This window comes from Streptomyces vinaceus (assembly GCF_008704935.1).
In the GTDB taxonomy this organism is placed as follows: domain Bacteria; phylum Actinomycetota; class Actinomycetes; order Streptomycetales; family Streptomycetaceae; genus Streptomyces; species Streptomyces vinaceus.
This window is the reverse complement of record NZ_CP023692.1, coordinates 4,169,928-4,185,457: the sequence shown is the minus strand read 5'-3', so window position 1 is coordinate 4,185,457 and position 15,530 is coordinate 4,169,928. Positions and strand designations below refer to the sequence as shown.

Here is a 15,530-nt window from a genome sequence, read left to right as displayed (position 1 = left end):
CTCCGCTCGTGGCCGAGATCCAGATTCCCGCTGACATCAAGCCCGCCGACGGACGCTTCGGCGCGGGCCCCTCCAAGGTGCGGACCGAGGCGCTGGACGCCCTGGCCGCCACCGGTACCTCCCTGCTCGGAACCTCCCACCGCCAGGCCCCGGTCAAGAACCTGGTCGGCTCGGTACGGGACGGCATCCGGGACCTGTTCTCCCTCCCCGAGGGTTACGAGGTGATCCTGGGCAACGGCGGCTCCACCGCCTTCTGGGACATCGCGACCGCCGGGCTCATCGAGCGCAAGTCCCAGCACCTGACCTTCGGCGAGTTCTCGTCCAAGTTCGCCAAGGCCGCGAAGCTGGCGCCGTGGCTGGACGAGCCGACCGTCATCTCCTCCGAGCCGGGCACGCACCCCGAGCCGGTGGCCGAGGCGGGCGTCGACGTGTACGCGTACACGCACAACGAGACCTCGACGGGTGTGGCGGCGCCGGTCAAGCGCGTCGCGGGCGCCGACGCCGGTTCACTCGTCCTGGTGGATGCCACCTCGGGCGCCGGCGGTCTGCCCGTCGACATCACCGAGAGCGACGTCTACTACTTCGCCCCGCAGAAGTCCTTCGCCTCCGACGGCGGCCTGTGGCTTGCGGCGTTCTCCCCGGCCGCCCTGGAGCGGGCGGCGCGCGTGCACGCCTCCGGCAGCCGGCACATCCCGGAGTTCTTCTCGCTGCCGACGGCGATCGACAACTCGCTGAAGAACCAGACGTACAACACCCCGGCCCTGTCCACCCTCTTCCTGCTGGACCAGCAGCTGAAGTGGATGAACGGCCAGGGCGGCCTGGAGTTCACGACGGGCCGTACCGCGGCCAGCGCGCGCCACCTGTACGGCTGGGCGGAGGCGTCGAAGTACGCCAGCCCGTTCGTCGTGGACGCCGACAAGCGCTCCGCCGTCATCGGCACGATCGACTTCTCGGACGACATCGACGCGGCCGCCGTCGCCAAGGTGCTGCGTGCCAACGGCATCGTGGACACCGAGCCGTACCGCAAGCTCGGCCGCAACCAGCTCCGCATCGCGATGTTCCCGGCGATCGACCCGGCGGACGTGCAGGCGCTGACCGCGTGCATCGACTACGTGATCGAGCAGCTCTGACCACGGCCTGAACGGCACCGTACGGGCCCCTGGCGACTCCTTGTCGCCAGGGGCTGCCGGGAACGCCCGGACCCCGGGACCTTGGTCCCAAAAATCGGGGCAAAGAGCCTGTAAACGAACCACCTTGGCGGGTCCGAGGCCTGCGGCTTTACGCGCAGGGACCTTTGGCAGGGGTGCCGCGGGGCCCTCCGCGGGCCCGCAACCGAACCATCCGATATGACCCTCATGTCTGGTGTGCCGGGAACGAAGCCCGGCCTCCCGTTCAGGAGGAATCCCATGCGCAAGGCAGTCACCCTCGCGGCCGTAGCCCTCACCTCGACGCTGGCCCTCGGCGCCGCCGCCCCCGCGTTCGCCGCCGCCACCAGCCCGTCCCCCTCCGCCAGCCAGAGCCCGGACCGCAGCGACGGCTCCGCCTCCCTGGCGCTGTCCGCCGCCTCCGGCAAGCCCGGCGAGGCGGTCGAGGTCACCGTCAAGGCCCCCAAGGGCTCCACCGCCCTGTCGGTCTCCTCCAAGGCCCTGACGGACGTACGGCTGAGCCCGGCCGGCGAGGGCACCTGGACCGGCACCGCGAAGACGGCCGCGGTCGCGGACGGCACCTACGGCGTGAGCCTCACCGGCGCCGGCCCGGACGGCGCGAAGCTCCAGGCCACCGCGCAGCTGACCGTCAAGGCCGCAGTGACCCCGCCCGCCCCGGTCTCCTCCCTGAAGCTGTCGAAGGACTCCGGCCGCCCCGGCGACAAGATCGGTGTCACGGTCAGGACGGCGGCCGACGTGAAGAGCGCGTACGTCAGCTCCGACGCCTTCGGCGGCCGGGTCGACCTGGTGGGCGACGGCCACGGCACCTGGACCGGGACCGCGGTCGTCGCCAAGGGCGTCAAGACGGGCTACTACGGCGTGCACGCCTTCGCGGGCGGCAAGGAGTTCGACACCGTCAAGTTCTCCACCGAGGCGGGCGGCGGCGGTGGCGGCACGCCCGACGTCAAGCCCGTGACCCCGCTGAAGCCGGGCGAGCACAAGAAGCCCAAGGGCTCCGTCAACACCGGCCGGGCCCCGGCGGGCACGGCGGCCCCGGCCGGCCCGGCCGACGCCCCGAACACCCGTGGCTGAGCAGCGGTCCGCCCCTTCCCGCCGGGGCGGCCGCGCACGCCGCGCCGCCGCCCTGGCGGGGGCCGCGGCCCTCGCCGCCGTCCTCACCTCGGGCTGCTCGGCGTCGGCGAGCAGCGCCTCCGGCGGGGCCGGGCCCGCGAAGGCGGCGTCCGCGCTGTCCCCGTCCGTCCCGGACCGCATCGAGATCCCCGACATCAAGGTCGACGCACCGCTCGACACGGTCGGCCTCGACGGCCAAGGCGTCATGCGGGAGCCGGACTTCGCCAAGCCGGACGACGCCGCCTGGTACAAGGACGGCCCGACCCCGGGCGAGGCGGGCGCGGCCGCCATCGTGGGCCACATGGACACCCCGCAGGCCCCGAAGGCCGTCTTCTTCGACCTCAAGACCCTGAAGAGGGGCGAGAAGATCGAGGTCCACCGGGCCGACGGCACCACCGCCGTCTTCGCCGTCGACGGAGTCGACACGTACAAGAAGGACGCCTTCCCCACGGACAAGGTCTACGGGGACACCCACGGCTCCGCCCAGCTGCGCCTGATCACCTGCGGCGGCAACCTCACCGCCGACCGCCACTGGGACTCCAACGTCGTCGTCTTCGCCCACCTCACCGGACAGGCGTAGGAAGGGCGCGACCGGGCCCGGCCGCTCCGACCGCCGGCACCCGCACGCGATACCTTCAGGGCCTCGGCATTCGGCATTTCCCGCGAATGCGGTACGGCGCAGGACAGCATGGAGGCAGCGGCGTGAGCGTGCGAGTGACGGCAGCCCAGGGCGGCGCGGACCCCTTCGGCACGGCCAGGCTGCGGCGCGGGGTGCTCGACGCCTGGGGCGCGGGCCCGGCCCGCTTCCGCGAGGACGCCAACGCCGAGGAGGACCTGGCCCTCGGCGGCTACCGCGACCGGCTCGTCGTCGAGCTGGCGCAGAACGCCGCCGACGCCGCGGCCCGGGCCGGGGTGCCCGGCCGGCTGCGGCTCACCCTGCACCCCGGCGAGGGCGGGCACGCGGTGCTGGCCGTCGCCAACACCGGTGCCCCGCTGGACGCGACGGGCGTGGAATCCCTGAGCACCCTGCGGGCCTCCGCGAAGCGGGAGCCCGCGGGCCCGCCCGGCACGACGGCCGGCCCGGCCGGCTCCGCCGACACCGTCGGCCGCTTCGGCGTCGGCTTCGCTGCCGTCCTCGCGGTGTCCGACGAGCCCGCCGTGCTCGGGCGCCACGGCGGCGTCCGCTGGTCCCTCGCCGAGGCCCGCGAGATGGCCCGCGACGCCGCCACCGGCAGCCCCGGCCTCGGCGACGAACTGCGCCGCCGCGACGGGCACGTCCCGCTGCTGCGGCTGCCGCTGCCCGCCGAGGGCACCGCCCCCGAGGGCTACGACACCGTGGTCGTCCTCCCGCTGCGCGACGCCTCCGCCGGGGACCTGGTGCAGCGGCTGCTGGCCGGCATCGACGACGCGCTGCTGCTGACCCTGCCCGGGCTGGCGGAGATCGTCGTGGAGACCCCGCAGGAGGGCACCCGTACCCTGCGCCGCCGCGACGAGGGCCCGTACACGGTCGTGGAGGACTCGGCGGGAGGCGCCGGCGGCGAGACCCGGCGCTGGCGCACCGTCCGCCACAGCGGCCTCATCGAGCGGGCGCTGCTCGCCGACCGCCCTGTCGAGGAGCGGCTGCGACCCGTCTGGACGGTGGCCTGGGCCGTGCCCGTCGACACCGAGGGCGCCCCCGTACGCCCGGCCACCGCGAGCGTGGTGCACGCGCCGACCCCGACCGACGAGCCGCTGGGCATCCCCGCGCTGCTCATCGCGACGCTGCCGCTGGACACCGCCCGCCGCCACCCCGCGCCGGGGCCGCTGACCGACTTCCTGGTGGAGCGGGCGGCCGACGCGTACGCCGAACTGCTGGGCTCCTGGGACCCAGTGAGCACCGCCCTGGTGGACCTCGTACCCGGGCCGCTCGGCCAGGGCCCGCTGGACGGGGCGCTGCGCGCGGCGGTGCTGGAGCGGCTGCCGCGTACGGCGTTCCTCGCCCCGGCGGCCCCGGCCGAGCACGCCGAGCACGCCGAGGAGCGGGCCGCCCTGCGCCCCTTCGAGGCCGAGGTGGTGGAGGGCGCGGGCGCCGAGACCGTACGGGTCCTGTCCGAGGTGCTGCCGACGCTGCTGCCCGCCGGGCTGGAGCGCCGGCCCGAGCTGCGCACGCTGGGCGTGGGCAGGCTGCCGCTGGGCGACGCCATCGAGCGGATCGCGGGCATCGAGCGCGGCCCGGAGTGGTGGCACCGGCTGTACGACACCCTGGCCGGGGTGGACCCGGACCGGCTCTCGGGCCTGCCGGTGCCGCTGGCCGACGGACGGACCACGATCGGCCCGCGGCACGTACTGCTGCCCGATGCCGACACCCCGAAGGACCTGGCCCGGCTGGGGCTGAAGGTGGCGCACCCGGACGCCGTGCACCCGCTGCTGGAGCGCCTCGGCGCGCTCCCGGCCACGCCCCGAGCGGTCCTGACGACCCCGCAGGTGCGGGCCGCGGTGGCCGCCTCCCTCGATGCCGGGGAGATCTGGGACGAGGACGCCCTCGACGCCGACGAACTGGCCGAGGTGGTCCTGCGGCTGGTCCGCGACGCCGATCTGGCGCCGGGCGACGAGCCGTGGCTGGGCGCCCTGGCCCTGCCGGACGAGGACGGGGAGCTCACCCCCGCGGGCGAGCTGCTGCTGCCGGGCTCCCCGCTGGCCTCGGTGATCCGTGAGGACGAAATCCCGTACGTGGACGGCGAGCTGGCCGAGCGGTGGGGCGCGCAGCCGCTGACCGCCTGCGGGGTGCTGGCCGTCTTCCAGCTGGTCCGCGCCACCGACGTCGTCCTCGACCCGGACGAACTGGAGCCGCGCGAAGGGGACTTCGCCGAGCCGGACGACGCGGGGCTGCTGGACGCGGTGGACGTGTGGTGCGAGGACGTACTGGACCAGCTCCCCGAGACCCCGCTGCCGCCCGTGGCCACGGAGCTCGTCGCGGTCCGCGACCTCGACCTGGTCGACGACGACTGCTGGCCCCAGGCCCTGGCCATGCTCGCGCAGCCGCCGCTGCGCGACGCGCTGACCCAGCCCGTACGGGTGCTGCTGCCGGACGGCACCACGCAGTCGGTGCGCCCGTACACCGCCTGGTGGCTGCGCGACCACCCGGTGCTCGACGGGCGCCGCCCGGCGGGCCTGCGCGCGGCGGGCGGCGACCCGCTGCTGGCGGGGCTCTACACCCCGGCGGACGCGACGGGCTTCGAGGACGAGCAGGTCCTGCGGGCGCTCGGTGTGCGCACCACCGTGTCGGCGCTGCTGGACGAACCCGGTGGCGCCGCCGAGCTCCTGGGCCGGCTCGCCGACCCGGGCCGGGAGGTGTCGGACCGTCAGCTGCACGCCCTGTACGGGGCACTGGCCGAACTGGACCCCGAGCAGGTCACGCTCCCGGACGAGCTGCGCGCGGTGGTGGACGGCGAGGTCGTCGTGGTCGACGCGGCGGACGCGCTGATCGCGGACGCCCCGGACCTGCTGCCGCTCACGGCGGGCCTCCCCCTGCTCCCGGTGGCCCCGGCCCGCGCGGCCGAGCTGGCGGAGCTGCTCCAGGTGCGCCGCGTCTCGGAGACGGTCCCGGCGGAGGTCACGACGCCGGGCGAGGAGCACGAGGTGCCCGAGTCCGTACGGATCCTGCTGGGCCCCTCGGCCCCGGAGACCTACCTGGAGCACGAGGAGCTGATCGCGGGCGGCGTGGAACTCGACTGGCGCCGCACCCCGGACGGCACCCTGCACGCCTCCACCCTGGAGGGCGTGGCGGCGGGCCTTGCCTGGGCGGCCGCCCAGTGGCCCCGCCGCTTCGAGGTGGCCGCCCTCCTGGAAGACCCTTCCCGCACGGCGGAACTGGCCCGCGACCGCTGGTTCGACTGAGGCCGGATCGGGGCGCGCCCCGGGCGCGCCCCGATCCGCCGGACACCCCCCGACGGTGTTACGGCCTACGCCGGGAACCTGCGGTTGACCCAGCGGAAGGTGACCTCGATCAGGGCCGAGGCCGCCGCGGCGATGCCCACCGCGGTCCAGGGGAGCTGCGTGCCCACCAGCTTCAGCTCGAAGAACTTCTGCAGCCAGGGTACGACCAGGACGATCAGGAAGGCCCCGCCCATCGCGCCGACCAGGGCGACCCGCCACCACGTGTACGGGCGGGCGATGATGACCAGGACCCACATCGAGGTCAGGAACAGGGTGAGCGTCGCCGCGCTCGTCTCCGCCTGGAGGGCCTCGGGGCCCGTGTAGTGGTGGCGGGCGACCAGGTACGTCACGAACGTGGCCACCGCCGCGATCACACCGCCCGGGATCGCGTACCGCATCACCCGTTTCACGAAGTGCGGCCGCGCGCGCTCCTTGTTCGGCGCGAGGGCCAGGAAGAACGCCGGGATGCCGATCGTGAGCGTGGACAACAGCGTCAGGTGCCGCGGCAGGAAGGGGTATTCGACCTGGAAGCAGACCACCAGGATCGCCAGGAGCACCGAGTAGACGGTCTTGGTGAGGAACAGCGTGGCGACCCGGGTGATGTTGCCGATGACGCGGCGCCCTTCGGCGACCACCGAGGGGAGGGTGGAGAAGCTGTTGTTCAGCAGGACGATCTGGGCGACCGCCCGGGTGGCCTCGGAGCCGGAGCCCATGCTCACGCCGATGTCGGCGTCCTTGAGGGCCAGGACGTCGTTGACCCCGTCGCCGGTCATCGCGACGGTGTGGCCCTTGGACTGCAGCGCGCCGACCATGTCGCGCTTCTGCTGCGGGGTGACCCGCCCGAAGACGGCGTTCTCGTCGAGGACCTTGGCCATGTCGGCCCGGTCGGCCGGCAGCTTGCGCGCGTCGACGGTGTTCTCGGCGCCTGGCAGGCCCAGCTTCCCCGCCACCGCGCCGACCGAGACGGCGTTGTCGCCGGAGATGACCTTCGCGTGGACCTTCTGGTCCTCGAAGTAGCGCAGGGTGTCGGCCGCGTCGGGGCGCAGCCGCTGTTCCAGGACGATCAGGGCGGTCGGCTTGGCCCCGGCGGCGACGGCCGCGTCGTCGAGCTCGCGCGCGGCCCGGGCGAGCAGCAGGACGCGCAGGCCCTGCTCGTTGAGGCCGTTGATCTCGTCGAGGGCCGGGTCGCCCGGCGCCAGGAGCACGTCGGGGGCGCCGAGCAGCCAGGTGCTGTTCTCGCCGTCGCCCTCGCTGAAGCTGGCGCCGCTGTACTTGCGGGCGGAGGAGAAGGGCAGGGACTCGGTGCAGCGCCATTCGGCGCTGTCCGGATAGGCGTCGATGATCGCCTGGAGGCTGGCGTTGGGGCGGGGGTCGGATTCGCCGAGCGCGCCGAGCACCTTCTTGACGTACGTGTCCTGCGCGCCGCCGAGCGGGCGGAGCTCGGTGACGTCCATGCCGCCCTCGGTGAGGGTGCCGGTCTTGTCGAGGCAGACCACGTCGACGCGGGCGAGGCCCTCGATGGCGGGCAGCTCCTGCACCAGGCACTGCTTGCGGCCGAGCCGGATGACGCCGATCGCGAAGGCGACGGAGGTCAGCAGGACCAGGCCCTCGGGGATCATCGGGACGATGCCGCCGACCGTGCGGGCGATGGCGTCCTTGAGGTTGTTGTCCTTGACGACGAGCTGGCTGATGATCAGGCCGATCGAGGTCGGGATCATCATCCAGGTGACGTACTTGAGGATGGTGGAGATGCCGGAGCGCAGCTCGGAGTGGACGAGCGTGAAGCGGGTGGCCTCTTCGGCCAACTGGGCGGCGTAGGCCTCGCGGCCGACCTTGGTGGCGGTGAACGCGCCGCCGCCGGCGACGACGAAGGACCCGGACATGACGGGGTCGCCGGGCTTCTTCAGGACGGGGTCGGCCTCGCCGGTGAGCAGGGACTCGTCGATCTCCAGGCCCTCGGCCTCGCCGACCGTGCCGTCGACGACGACCTTGTCGCCGGGTCCGAGCTCGATGACGTCGTCGAGGACGATCTGGGAGGTGGAGATCTCGGCGGTCCGGCCGTCGCGGCGGACGCTGGGTTTGGCCTCGCCGATGACGGCGAGGCCGTCCAGGGTCTTCTTGGCGCGCATCTCCTGGATGATGCCGATGCCGGTGTTCGCGATGATCACGTAGCCGAACAGGCTGTCCTGGAGCGGCGCGACGATGAGCATGATCACCCAGAGCACGCCGATGATGGCGTTGAACCGGGTGAAGACGTTGGCGCGGACGATGTCGGCGGTGGAGCGGCTGCTGCGGACGGGCACGTCGTTGACGGCCCCGCGCGCGACGCGTTCGGCGACCTCGGCGGTGGTCAGCCCGCCGGGCTTGAACCGGGGCGCGGGCGGCCGGACCGGGTGTACCGGATCCAGCTCGGCCCCCGCGTCGATGGCCGCGCCGCCGGGCCCGCCGCCGCTGCCCGGCTCGGGACCGCCTGGTTCGATCTCTGCCCGCTGCGTCATGCAATCGACGGTAAAGGGGGTTTTACCGCTCCACCCGCCGAGAAGTCCGAAGATCCGACTTCGGGATGACCCGAATCGTCCCCAGGTCCCCCGGACCCCGGCGCCCGTCTCAGCCGGCGGAGCCCTCCGCGTCCCGGGCGGCCTGCTCGGCCGCGTGCCGCTTGAGCGCGGCGTCACGGCCGCGTACGTACCAGAGGCCGATCAGGCCGAGGAAGGCGCCGGCCGCGCAGCACCAGACCCACCACAGCAGGTCCCGGTCGGCGAACCAGCCGTAGAACGGGAGCTGGACGACGAACATGGCGAACCAGATGATCGTGCCGCCGGTGACGGTCGCGACGACCGGGCCCTCAAGGGGCGCGGGCGCCTCGTGCTTCGCAGTCCATTTCGCCATGACGCCCAGTCTAGGTGCGCGGAAACGGGGTCTACGCGCGGAGATGGACGGGCTTTCGTTCATGTGTTCATACTGAAACGGTGTGGGCATGGCCCATTTTCTTCGTATGAATACCCCAATGCCCCCGCGATGAAGACCCAGAGGACCGCATGAGCACGTCGTCGGCCCCGGCCCCCGCGCCCTCCCGCCCGGACCCCGCCTCCGGCGGGACCTCCGCCCTGGACCGCCACTTCAAGATCTCCGAGCGCGGCTCCACCGTCGCCCGCGAGGTCCGCGGCGGCTTCGCCACCTTCTTCGCGATGGCCTACATCATCGTGCTGAACCCGATCATCCTGGGCAGCGCGAAGGACATGTACGGGCACCAGCTCGACAGCGGCCAGCTCGTGACCGCGACCGTCCTGACGGCGGCCTTCACCACGCTCCTCATGGGCGTCATCGGCAACGTCCCGATCGCGCTCGCCGCCGGCCTCGGCGTGAACACCGTCGTCGCCCTCCAGCTCGCCCCGCGCATGAGCTGGCCCGACGCCATGGGCATGGTGGTGCTGGCCGGCTTCGTCGTGATGCTGCTGGTCGCGACCGGCCTGCGCGAGCGGGTCATGAACGCCGTCCCGCTCGGCCTGCGCAAGGGCATCGCGATCGGCATCGGGCTGTTCATCATGCTGATCGGCCTGGTCGACTCCGGTTTCGTCACCCGCATCCCGGACGCCGCGCACACCACCGTGCCGCTCACCCTCGGCACCGGTGGCCACCTGCACGGCTGGCCGGTCCTGATCTTCATCGTCGGCGTGCTGCTGACCCTCGCCCTGCTGATCCGCAAGACGCCCGGCGCGATCCTGATCTCCATCGTGGTCATGACCGTCGTCGCCGTCGCCGTCCAGCTGATCGTCGGGCTGCCCGACTCGGGCTGGGGCCTGACCGTCCCCGAGTGGCCGGGCAATCCGGTGGCCGCGCCCGACTTCGGGCTCGTCGGCCAGGTCAGCCTCTTCGGCGGCTTCGGCAAGGTCGGCGTGCTGACCGGCGTCCTGTTCGTCTTCACCGTCCTGCTGTCCTGCTTCTTCGACGCGATGGGCACGATCCTCGGCGTCGGCGACGAGGCCAAGCTGATCGACAAGGACGGCAACTTCCCCGGCATCAACAAGGTGCTGCTCATCGACGGCCTGGCCGTCGCCTCCGGCGGGGCCACCTCGTCCTCGGCCACCACCTGCTTCGTGGAGTCCACGGCCGGCGTCGGCGAGGGCGCCCGTACCGGCCTCGCGAACGTCGTGACCGGCGGCCTCTTCACCGTGGCGCTGTTCCTGACCCCGCTGGCCACCATGGTCCCGTCCCAGGCGGCCACCCCCGCCCTGGTGGCGGTCGGCTTCCTGATCCTGGCGGGCTCGGTCAGGGACATCGACTGGAGCGACTTCACCATCGCCGTCCCGGCCTTCCTGGCCATGGTGATGATGCCCTTCACGTACTCGATCACCAACGGCATCGGCTTCGGCTTCATCAGCTTCTGCGTGCTGCGACTGGCGACCGGCCGGGGCCGCGAGGTCCCGGCGGCGATGTACGTCGTATCGGCGGTGTTCGTCTTCTACTACGCGATGCCGGCCCTCGGCCTCACGTAAGGCCACCCGATCCCCCTGCCCGGCTTCCGGCCCCACCTTCCCCGAGGGTGCTGTGGCCGTTGCCGGGGTGATCGGCGATATCAAAAGCGACGCTTGGAAGGTATCGTTTTCTCGTTGCCTGCAGAGGGAGGAGCGGCCATGGCACGCACGGTGATCGACCTCGACGAGGACCTGCTGGCAGAGGCGCAGCGTCTGTTCGGCACGACGACGAAGGTCGCCACGGTCAACGCCGCCCTGCTGGAGGCCGTGAAACTGGCCCGGCGGATAGAGCTTGCCGATGCCATCGCCAACGGGGAGTTCAACCTCCTCGACGAGCCGGGCGACTCGGCTGCGGCGTGACCCGGGAGCGCTATCTGATCGACAAGTCGGCTCTGGCCCGCTGGGGGAAGCCGACGGTACGGCCGGTTCTCGACGACCTCTCGCAACGCGCACTCCTCGCGGTGAGTGCGGCGGTCGAGATGGAGGTCCTGCACAGTGCTCGGAGCGCAGCGGAGGCCGACCGGCTGAGCCACTTGCTCAGGGGCTTCGACCACCTGCCCTGCACGGACGAGGTCTGGGACCGGGCCAAGGAGGTCCAACGCCTCGCCCTCTTCCGGGGCAACCACCGGGCCCTCTCCATGGCGCACATGCTGATCGCCGCCACCGCCGAGCGGCACGGCGTCACGGTCCTGCACTACGACGGCGACTACGACATGATCGCGGCCATCACCGGGCAGGCCGCCCGCTGGGTCGTCCCGTCCGGCACCGCCGACTGAGCGCGGGCAGGTGGAACGGATCCTCCTTCGGCGGCCGACCGAGGCCGTGAAGCCTCAGCCGTCCTGTACGCCGCGCGGGCTCACGTGAGCCCGTAGAACTTCTCCGTCTCGTCGACGGCCGCCTTGAAGCGCTCGTCGAAGTCATCGCGAATGAGCGTCCGGACGACATAGTCCTGGACGCTCATTCCGCGTTTGGCCGCATGAGTCCGGAGGCGGTCGAGCAGCTCCCCGTCTATGCGCATGCTCAGCACGTGTGTCCCCATGCCGAAAGGGTCGTGGCACAGGACGTGGACGCGTGTCACTTTCCGCCGCCGACTCACCCGTACGAGTGACACGCTTCAATGGCATTCTTTAGCCAGAGTAATGAGGTAGTCTAAATACATGCGTGACCTCTCCCATGGCGACGACGCTGCCGCCGTGAACGACCTCCGCTCCGCCGTCATGCGGCTGGGCCGGCGCCTCAAGCACCAGCGCGTCGACGAATCGCTGAGCCCGACCGAGATGTCGGTCCTCGGCACCCTCGCCCGGTGCGGCCAGGCCACCCCCGGTGAGCTGGCGCGGCGCGAGCACGTCCAGCCGCCGTCGATGACCCGCATCGTGGCGCTGCTGGAGGCCAAGGGACTGGTCAGGCTGCAGCCGCACCCGGACGACCGCCGCCAGAAGGTGGTCACCCAGACCGAGGAGGCCGAGGCGATGCTCGAAGAGAGCCGTCGCAAGCGGAACGCCTTCCTGGCCGGGCTCGCGGCCGAGCTCACCGAGGACGAATGGGCCAAGCTCCGCGAGGCCGCGCCCGTCCTGGAGAAGCTCGCGCACTTGTAACGGACGACGCCAGGAGGCGAACGCTTTTGAGTACGGGAAACGGAGCAGATTCCGCACCCGGCCACATATCCACCACTACCACCGGGCGCCCGACGCGCTCCACCCGCTCCACGGGCAAGAACAACTCGATGTTCAGCTCGCTGAGGATCCGGAACTACCGGCTCTTCGCCACGGGACAGGCCGTCTCCAACACCGGCACCTGGATGCAGCGCATCGCCCAGGACTGGCTGGTCCTGTCCCTGACCGGCTCGGCTTCCGCGGTCGGCATCACGATCGCGCTGCAGTTCCTGCCGATGATGCTGCTGGGCCTCTACGGAGGCGTACTCGCGGACCGGCTGCCCAAGCGGCCGCTGCTGCTCGCCACCCAGACCCTGATGGGCCTGACCGGCGTCGCCCTCGCCGCGCTCACCCTCGCCGGACACGTACAGGTCTGGCACGTGTACCTCGCGGCCTTCCTGCTCGGCCTCGTCACCGTCGTGGACAACCCCGCGCGGCAGATCTTCGTGTCCGAGATGGTCGGCAAGGAGCAGCTCGCCAACGCCGTCAGCCTGAACTCCGCGAACTTCCAGTCCGCGCGGCTGGTCGGCCCGGCGATCGCCGGCGTGCTGATCACCGCCGTCGGCGTCGGCTGGGCCTTCCTGCTGAACGGGCTGTCCTTCGCCGCGCCGATCGCCGGCCTGCTGCTGATGCGCACCCGCGAACTGCACCCGGTCGAGACGCAGCCGCGCGCCAAGGGGCAGCTGCGGGAGGGCCTGCGGTACGTCGCCGGCCGGCCCGAGCTGATCTGGCCGATCGTGCTGGTCGGGTTCATCGGCACGTTCGGGTTCAACTTCCCGATCTGGCTGTCGGCGTTCGTCAGCGACGTGTTCCACGGGGACGCGGGCACGTACGGGCTCTTCAACACCCTGATCGCGGCGGGCTCCCTGGCGGGCGCCCTGCTGGCGGCCCGGCGCGGGCACTCGCGGCTGCGGCTGCTGGTCGCGGCGGCGGCGCTGTTCTCCGTACTGGAGGCCGTGACGGCCTTCGCGCCCGGGTTCTGGCTGTTCGCGGCGCTGCTGGTGCCGATCGGGATGTTCGGGCTGACGGTCAACGTCACCGCGAACGCGAGCGTCCAGATGGCCACCGACCCCGAGATGCGGGGCCGGGTGATGGCGCTCTACATGATGGTGTTCACCGGCGGCACCCCGATCGGCGCCCCGGTCGTCGGCTGGGTGACGGACACGTACGGGGCCCGGATCGGCATGGCCGCGGGCGGCCTCGTCTCCCTGGCCGCCGCCGTGACGATCGCGCTGATCCTGTCCCGGGTCGGCAACCTCCGGCTCAGCGTGAGCCGCCGCGGGGTCACGTTCGTGCCCTCGCCGCGCCAGCGCGAGCTGGTCACCGCCGCGTAGGCGCCGTACGTCAGTCGCGCACCGTACGTCAGGCGCGCACCCTACGTCCGTCGCGCACCCTACGTCAGTCGCGCGGCCGGCGGCGCAGGAGCCGCTTGGCGCCGAGGACCAGGGCCGTGCCCACGGCCAGGACGGCCGCGCCCTTGGTGAAGCCGCCCCCGCCCTGCTCCCCCGCGGGGCCGGGGGCACCGGGGGCCGGGGTCCCGCCCGGCTTCCCGGGAGCGGGGGACGCCGAGCCTCCGGCCGCGGGCTTCACCGGAACCGCCACCACCCGGCTCGACTCCCCCTCCGAGCCGAACAGCAGCGTCGACCCGTCCGCCGAGTACGTCACCGACTCGGCCTGCCCCTGCCACGGCGCGTCCACCCGCTCGCCCTCGCCCTCGGGCTTCCCGTCCTTCCAGGGATAGGTCTTGGCGAAGAAGTAGCCGCGCAGCGTGAGCCGGCCGCCGTCCGGGGAGAAGGCCCCGTCCGTCACCCACGGCAGGTCCGCGACCCGCCGGAACACGTTCGTCCCCGAGGCGGAGAGCTTTTCCGGCCCCTCGTACAGCCCGCCCTTGTCCTCGCTCTTGCTCGCGATGTAGACCCGGCCCGTCACCGGATGCACCATCAGCGCCTCCGCGTTGCGCGCCCCGTCCGCGTACCTCACCGTGAACTGCTCGGCCTTGACCGTGACATCGGCCAGCTGCTTCGGCTCCGGGAAACGGTAGATCCAGACGTGGTCCCAGGTCCCGTTCAGGTTGTCCCCGATGTCGCCGACGTACAGCTGCCCGTCCGGGCCCAGCGAGATCGCCTCGACGTCGCGCGGGGTCCCGATCCCGGTCAGCGTCACCCGGGCCACGGTCTTGCCGGTCGCGGAGTCCACCGCGTACACGTACGGGCCGTCGTCGCTGTCGTTGTGCGTCCAGTACACGCCCGGGTGGATCCGGCTGGCCGCCAGCCCGCTCGACTCCTTGATCCGCGGGTCGGTGATCGTGAACCCGGAGGCGCCGGCGGGCGCCGACCCGGCAGCGGCGGCGGCCGAACCCGGCAGCACGACAAGGGCAATGACGGCGGTCAACGGCAGCAGGCGCATACCCCAAGCCTGCCAGCCCGTCCCGCGTGTCCGGCATCACAGGGGCGCCCGGCGCGTGATCCGCGATGATGACCGGATGCGTTTCATGTTCGTCGGCGATTCCATGACCATCGGACGCGCCGGCGACTACACCTGGCGCTACCGGATGTGGCAGCACCTGAGCACCGTCCCGGGCGGCCCGTACGAGATCGTGGGCCCGCGCACCGCGCTCTTCGACACCGGCACGAACGAGCCCACCAGCCACGCCTACGCCGACCCCGGCTTCCCCGGGCCCGCCCGCCGCCACCTCGCCGGCTGGGGCGAGGGCTGGCAGCACATGGCCCCCCTCATCGGCTCCGCCGTCCGCTCCGGCGAGCCCGACGTCCTGCTCGTCTCCCTCGGCCTGATCGACCTCGGCTTCTACACCGGAGCCGAGGAGACCGCGGCCAACGCCCGCCGCTTCGTCGCGGAGGCCCGGGCGGCCCGCCCCGGCATCCGGATGGTCCTGCTCCCCGTCATCCCGAACGTCCGGGCCGAGTCCGACGCGCCGTTCGCGGCCGAGGTGGCCCGGTTCAACGAGCTCCTCGCCAAGGCCGTCGCCGACCTGTCGACCGACGCCTCGCCGATCCTGCTGGCCGCCCGCCCGGCCTCGTACGAGATCGCGCACGACACCTACGACGGCACCCACCCCAACGCCTCCGGCGAGCACCGCCTGGCCGGCGAGTTCGCGGCGGTCCTGCACCAGGCCTGGGGGATCGGCGGCCCCTACCGGACGCCCTGAGGGCCCGCGGGGCCGCGTCCCCCGCCCCTGCGGCCGGTCCGCGCCC

The 15,530-nt window shown here is 72.6% G+C and carries 14 protein-coding genes; 10 read left to right on the top strand and 4 right to left on the bottom strand.

Translation table 11 applies throughout. The features are described from left to right. Nucleotides 1-8 precede the first annotated feature (8 nt). The 4 genes from serC to CP980_RS18895 all read left to right on the top strand — a co-directional run bounded on the left by serC (nucleotide 9) and on the right by CP980_RS18895 (nucleotide 6,152). A complete protein-coding gene (gene serC / locus CP980_RS18910; protein ID WP_099891319.1) occupies nucleotides 9-1,130 on the top strand; it encodes a phosphoserine transaminase in 1,122 nt (373 codons plus the stop codon). 276 nt (nucleotides 1,131-1,406) lie between these two features. Next, entirely contained in the window at nucleotides 1,407-2,237 is an 831-nt protein-coding gene (locus CP980_RS18905) for a hypothetical protein (protein WP_150528661.1), read from the top strand. Further along, nucleotides 2,230-2,856 carry a class F sortase gene (locus CP980_RS18900; protein ID WP_132757702.1) on the top strand — a complete coding sequence of 209 codons (627 nt, stop codon included), beginning with the start codon at nucleotides 2,230-2,232 and terminating at the stop codon, nucleotides 2,854-2,856. Before CP980_RS18905 ends, CP980_RS18900 begins: the two co-directional genes overlap by 8 nt. 122 nt (nucleotides 2,857-2,978) lie before the next feature. Next, nucleotides 2,979-6,152 carry a sacsin N-terminal ATP-binding-like domain-containing protein gene (locus CP980_RS18895; RefSeq protein ID WP_150528660.1) on the top strand — a complete coding sequence of 1,058 codons (3,174 nt, stop codon included), beginning with the start codon at nucleotides 2,979-2,981 and terminating at the stop codon, nucleotides 6,150-6,152. A gap of 65 nt (nucleotides 6,153-6,217) precedes the next feature. On the opposite strand, the gene CP980_RS18890 is transcribed toward CP980_RS18895, so the two are convergent. Both CP980_RS18890 and CP980_RS18885 read right to left on the bottom strand, forming a co-directional pair. Further along, nucleotides 6,218-8,689, bottom strand: a complete 2,472-nt coding sequence (locus CP980_RS18890; protein WP_150528659.1) for an HAD-IC family P-type ATPase — start codon at nucleotides 8,687-8,689, stop codon at nucleotides 6,218-6,220. Nucleotides 8,690-8,798: 109 nt separating this feature from the next. Then, nucleotides 8,799-9,080 carry a DUF2530 domain-containing protein gene (locus CP980_RS18885; RefSeq protein WP_132757710.1) on the bottom strand — a complete coding sequence of 94 codons (282 nt, stop codon included), beginning with the start codon at nucleotides 9,078-9,080 and terminating at the stop codon, nucleotides 8,799-8,801. Between the two features lie 149 nt (nucleotides 9,081-9,229). Between CP980_RS18885 and CP980_RS18880 the strand changes: the two genes are divergently transcribed. The 3 genes from CP980_RS18880 (at nucleotide 9,230) to CP980_RS18870 (ending at nucleotide 11,442) form a co-directional block, all read left to right on the top strand. Continuing rightward, nucleotides 9,230-10,687 (top strand): NCS2 family permease, encoded by a 1,458-nt coding sequence (locus CP980_RS18880; protein WP_132757711.1) that lies wholly within the window; start codon nucleotides 9,230-9,232, stop codon nucleotides 10,685-10,687. Nucleotides 10,688-10,825: 138 nt separating this feature from the next. Further along, nucleotides 10,826-11,026 carry a type II toxin-antitoxin system VapB family antitoxin gene (locus CP980_RS18875; RefSeq protein WP_132757713.1) on the top strand — a complete coding sequence of 67 codons (201 nt, stop codon included), beginning with the start codon at nucleotides 10,826-10,828 and terminating at the stop codon, nucleotides 11,024-11,026. After that, complete coding sequence (locus CP980_RS18870) at nucleotides 11,023-11,442, top strand: PIN domain nuclease (RefSeq protein WP_150528658.1); 420 nt, start codon at nucleotides 11,023-11,025, stop codon at nucleotides 11,440-11,442. The genes CP980_RS18875 and CP980_RS18870 overlap by 4 nt, the downstream gene beginning before the upstream one ends. An 80-nt stretch (nucleotides 11,443-11,522) precedes the next feature. On the opposite strand, the gene CP980_RS18865 is transcribed toward CP980_RS18870, so the two are convergent. Then, nucleotides 11,523-11,705 carry a hypothetical protein gene (locus CP980_RS18865; RefSeq protein WP_030156886.1) on the bottom strand — a complete coding sequence of 61 codons (183 nt, stop codon included), beginning with the start codon at nucleotides 11,703-11,705 and terminating at the stop codon, nucleotides 11,523-11,525. A gap of 118 nt (nucleotides 11,706-11,823) precedes the next feature. Here CP980_RS18865 and CP980_RS18860 point away from each other — a divergent pair, with 118 nt between their 5' ends. Together CP980_RS18860 and CP980_RS18855 are read left to right on the top strand one after the other, a co-directional pair. After that, entirely contained in the window at nucleotides 11,824-12,261 is a 438-nt protein-coding gene (locus CP980_RS18860; protein WP_099891301.1) for a MarR family winged helix-turn-helix transcriptional regulator, read from the top strand. 26 nt (nucleotides 12,262-12,287) lie between these two features. Beyond that, on the top strand, nucleotides 12,288-13,652 hold the full coding sequence (locus CP980_RS18855; protein ID WP_373312959.1) for an MFS transporter: 1,365 nt from the start codon (nucleotides 12,288-12,290) through the stop codon (nucleotides 13,650-13,652). Between the two features lie 64 nt (nucleotides 13,653-13,716). Here CP980_RS18855 and CP980_RS18850 read toward each other — a convergent pair whose 3' ends face one another. Beyond that, nucleotides 13,717-14,724, bottom strand: a complete 1,008-nt coding sequence (locus tag CP980_RS18850; RefSeq protein ID WP_099891297.1) for a PQQ-dependent sugar dehydrogenase family protein — start codon at nucleotides 14,722-14,724, stop codon at nucleotides 13,717-13,719. Nucleotides 14,725-14,800: 76 nt separating this feature from the next. Here CP980_RS18850 and CP980_RS18845 point away from each other — a divergent pair, with 76 nt between their 5' ends. Beyond that, nucleotides 14,801-15,484, top strand: coding sequence for a GDSL-type esterase/lipase family protein (locus tag CP980_RS18845; RefSeq protein ID WP_132757718.1), 684 nt, complete (start codon nucleotides 14,801-14,803; stop codon nucleotides 15,482-15,484). Nucleotides 15,485-15,530: the final 46 nt, after the last annotated feature.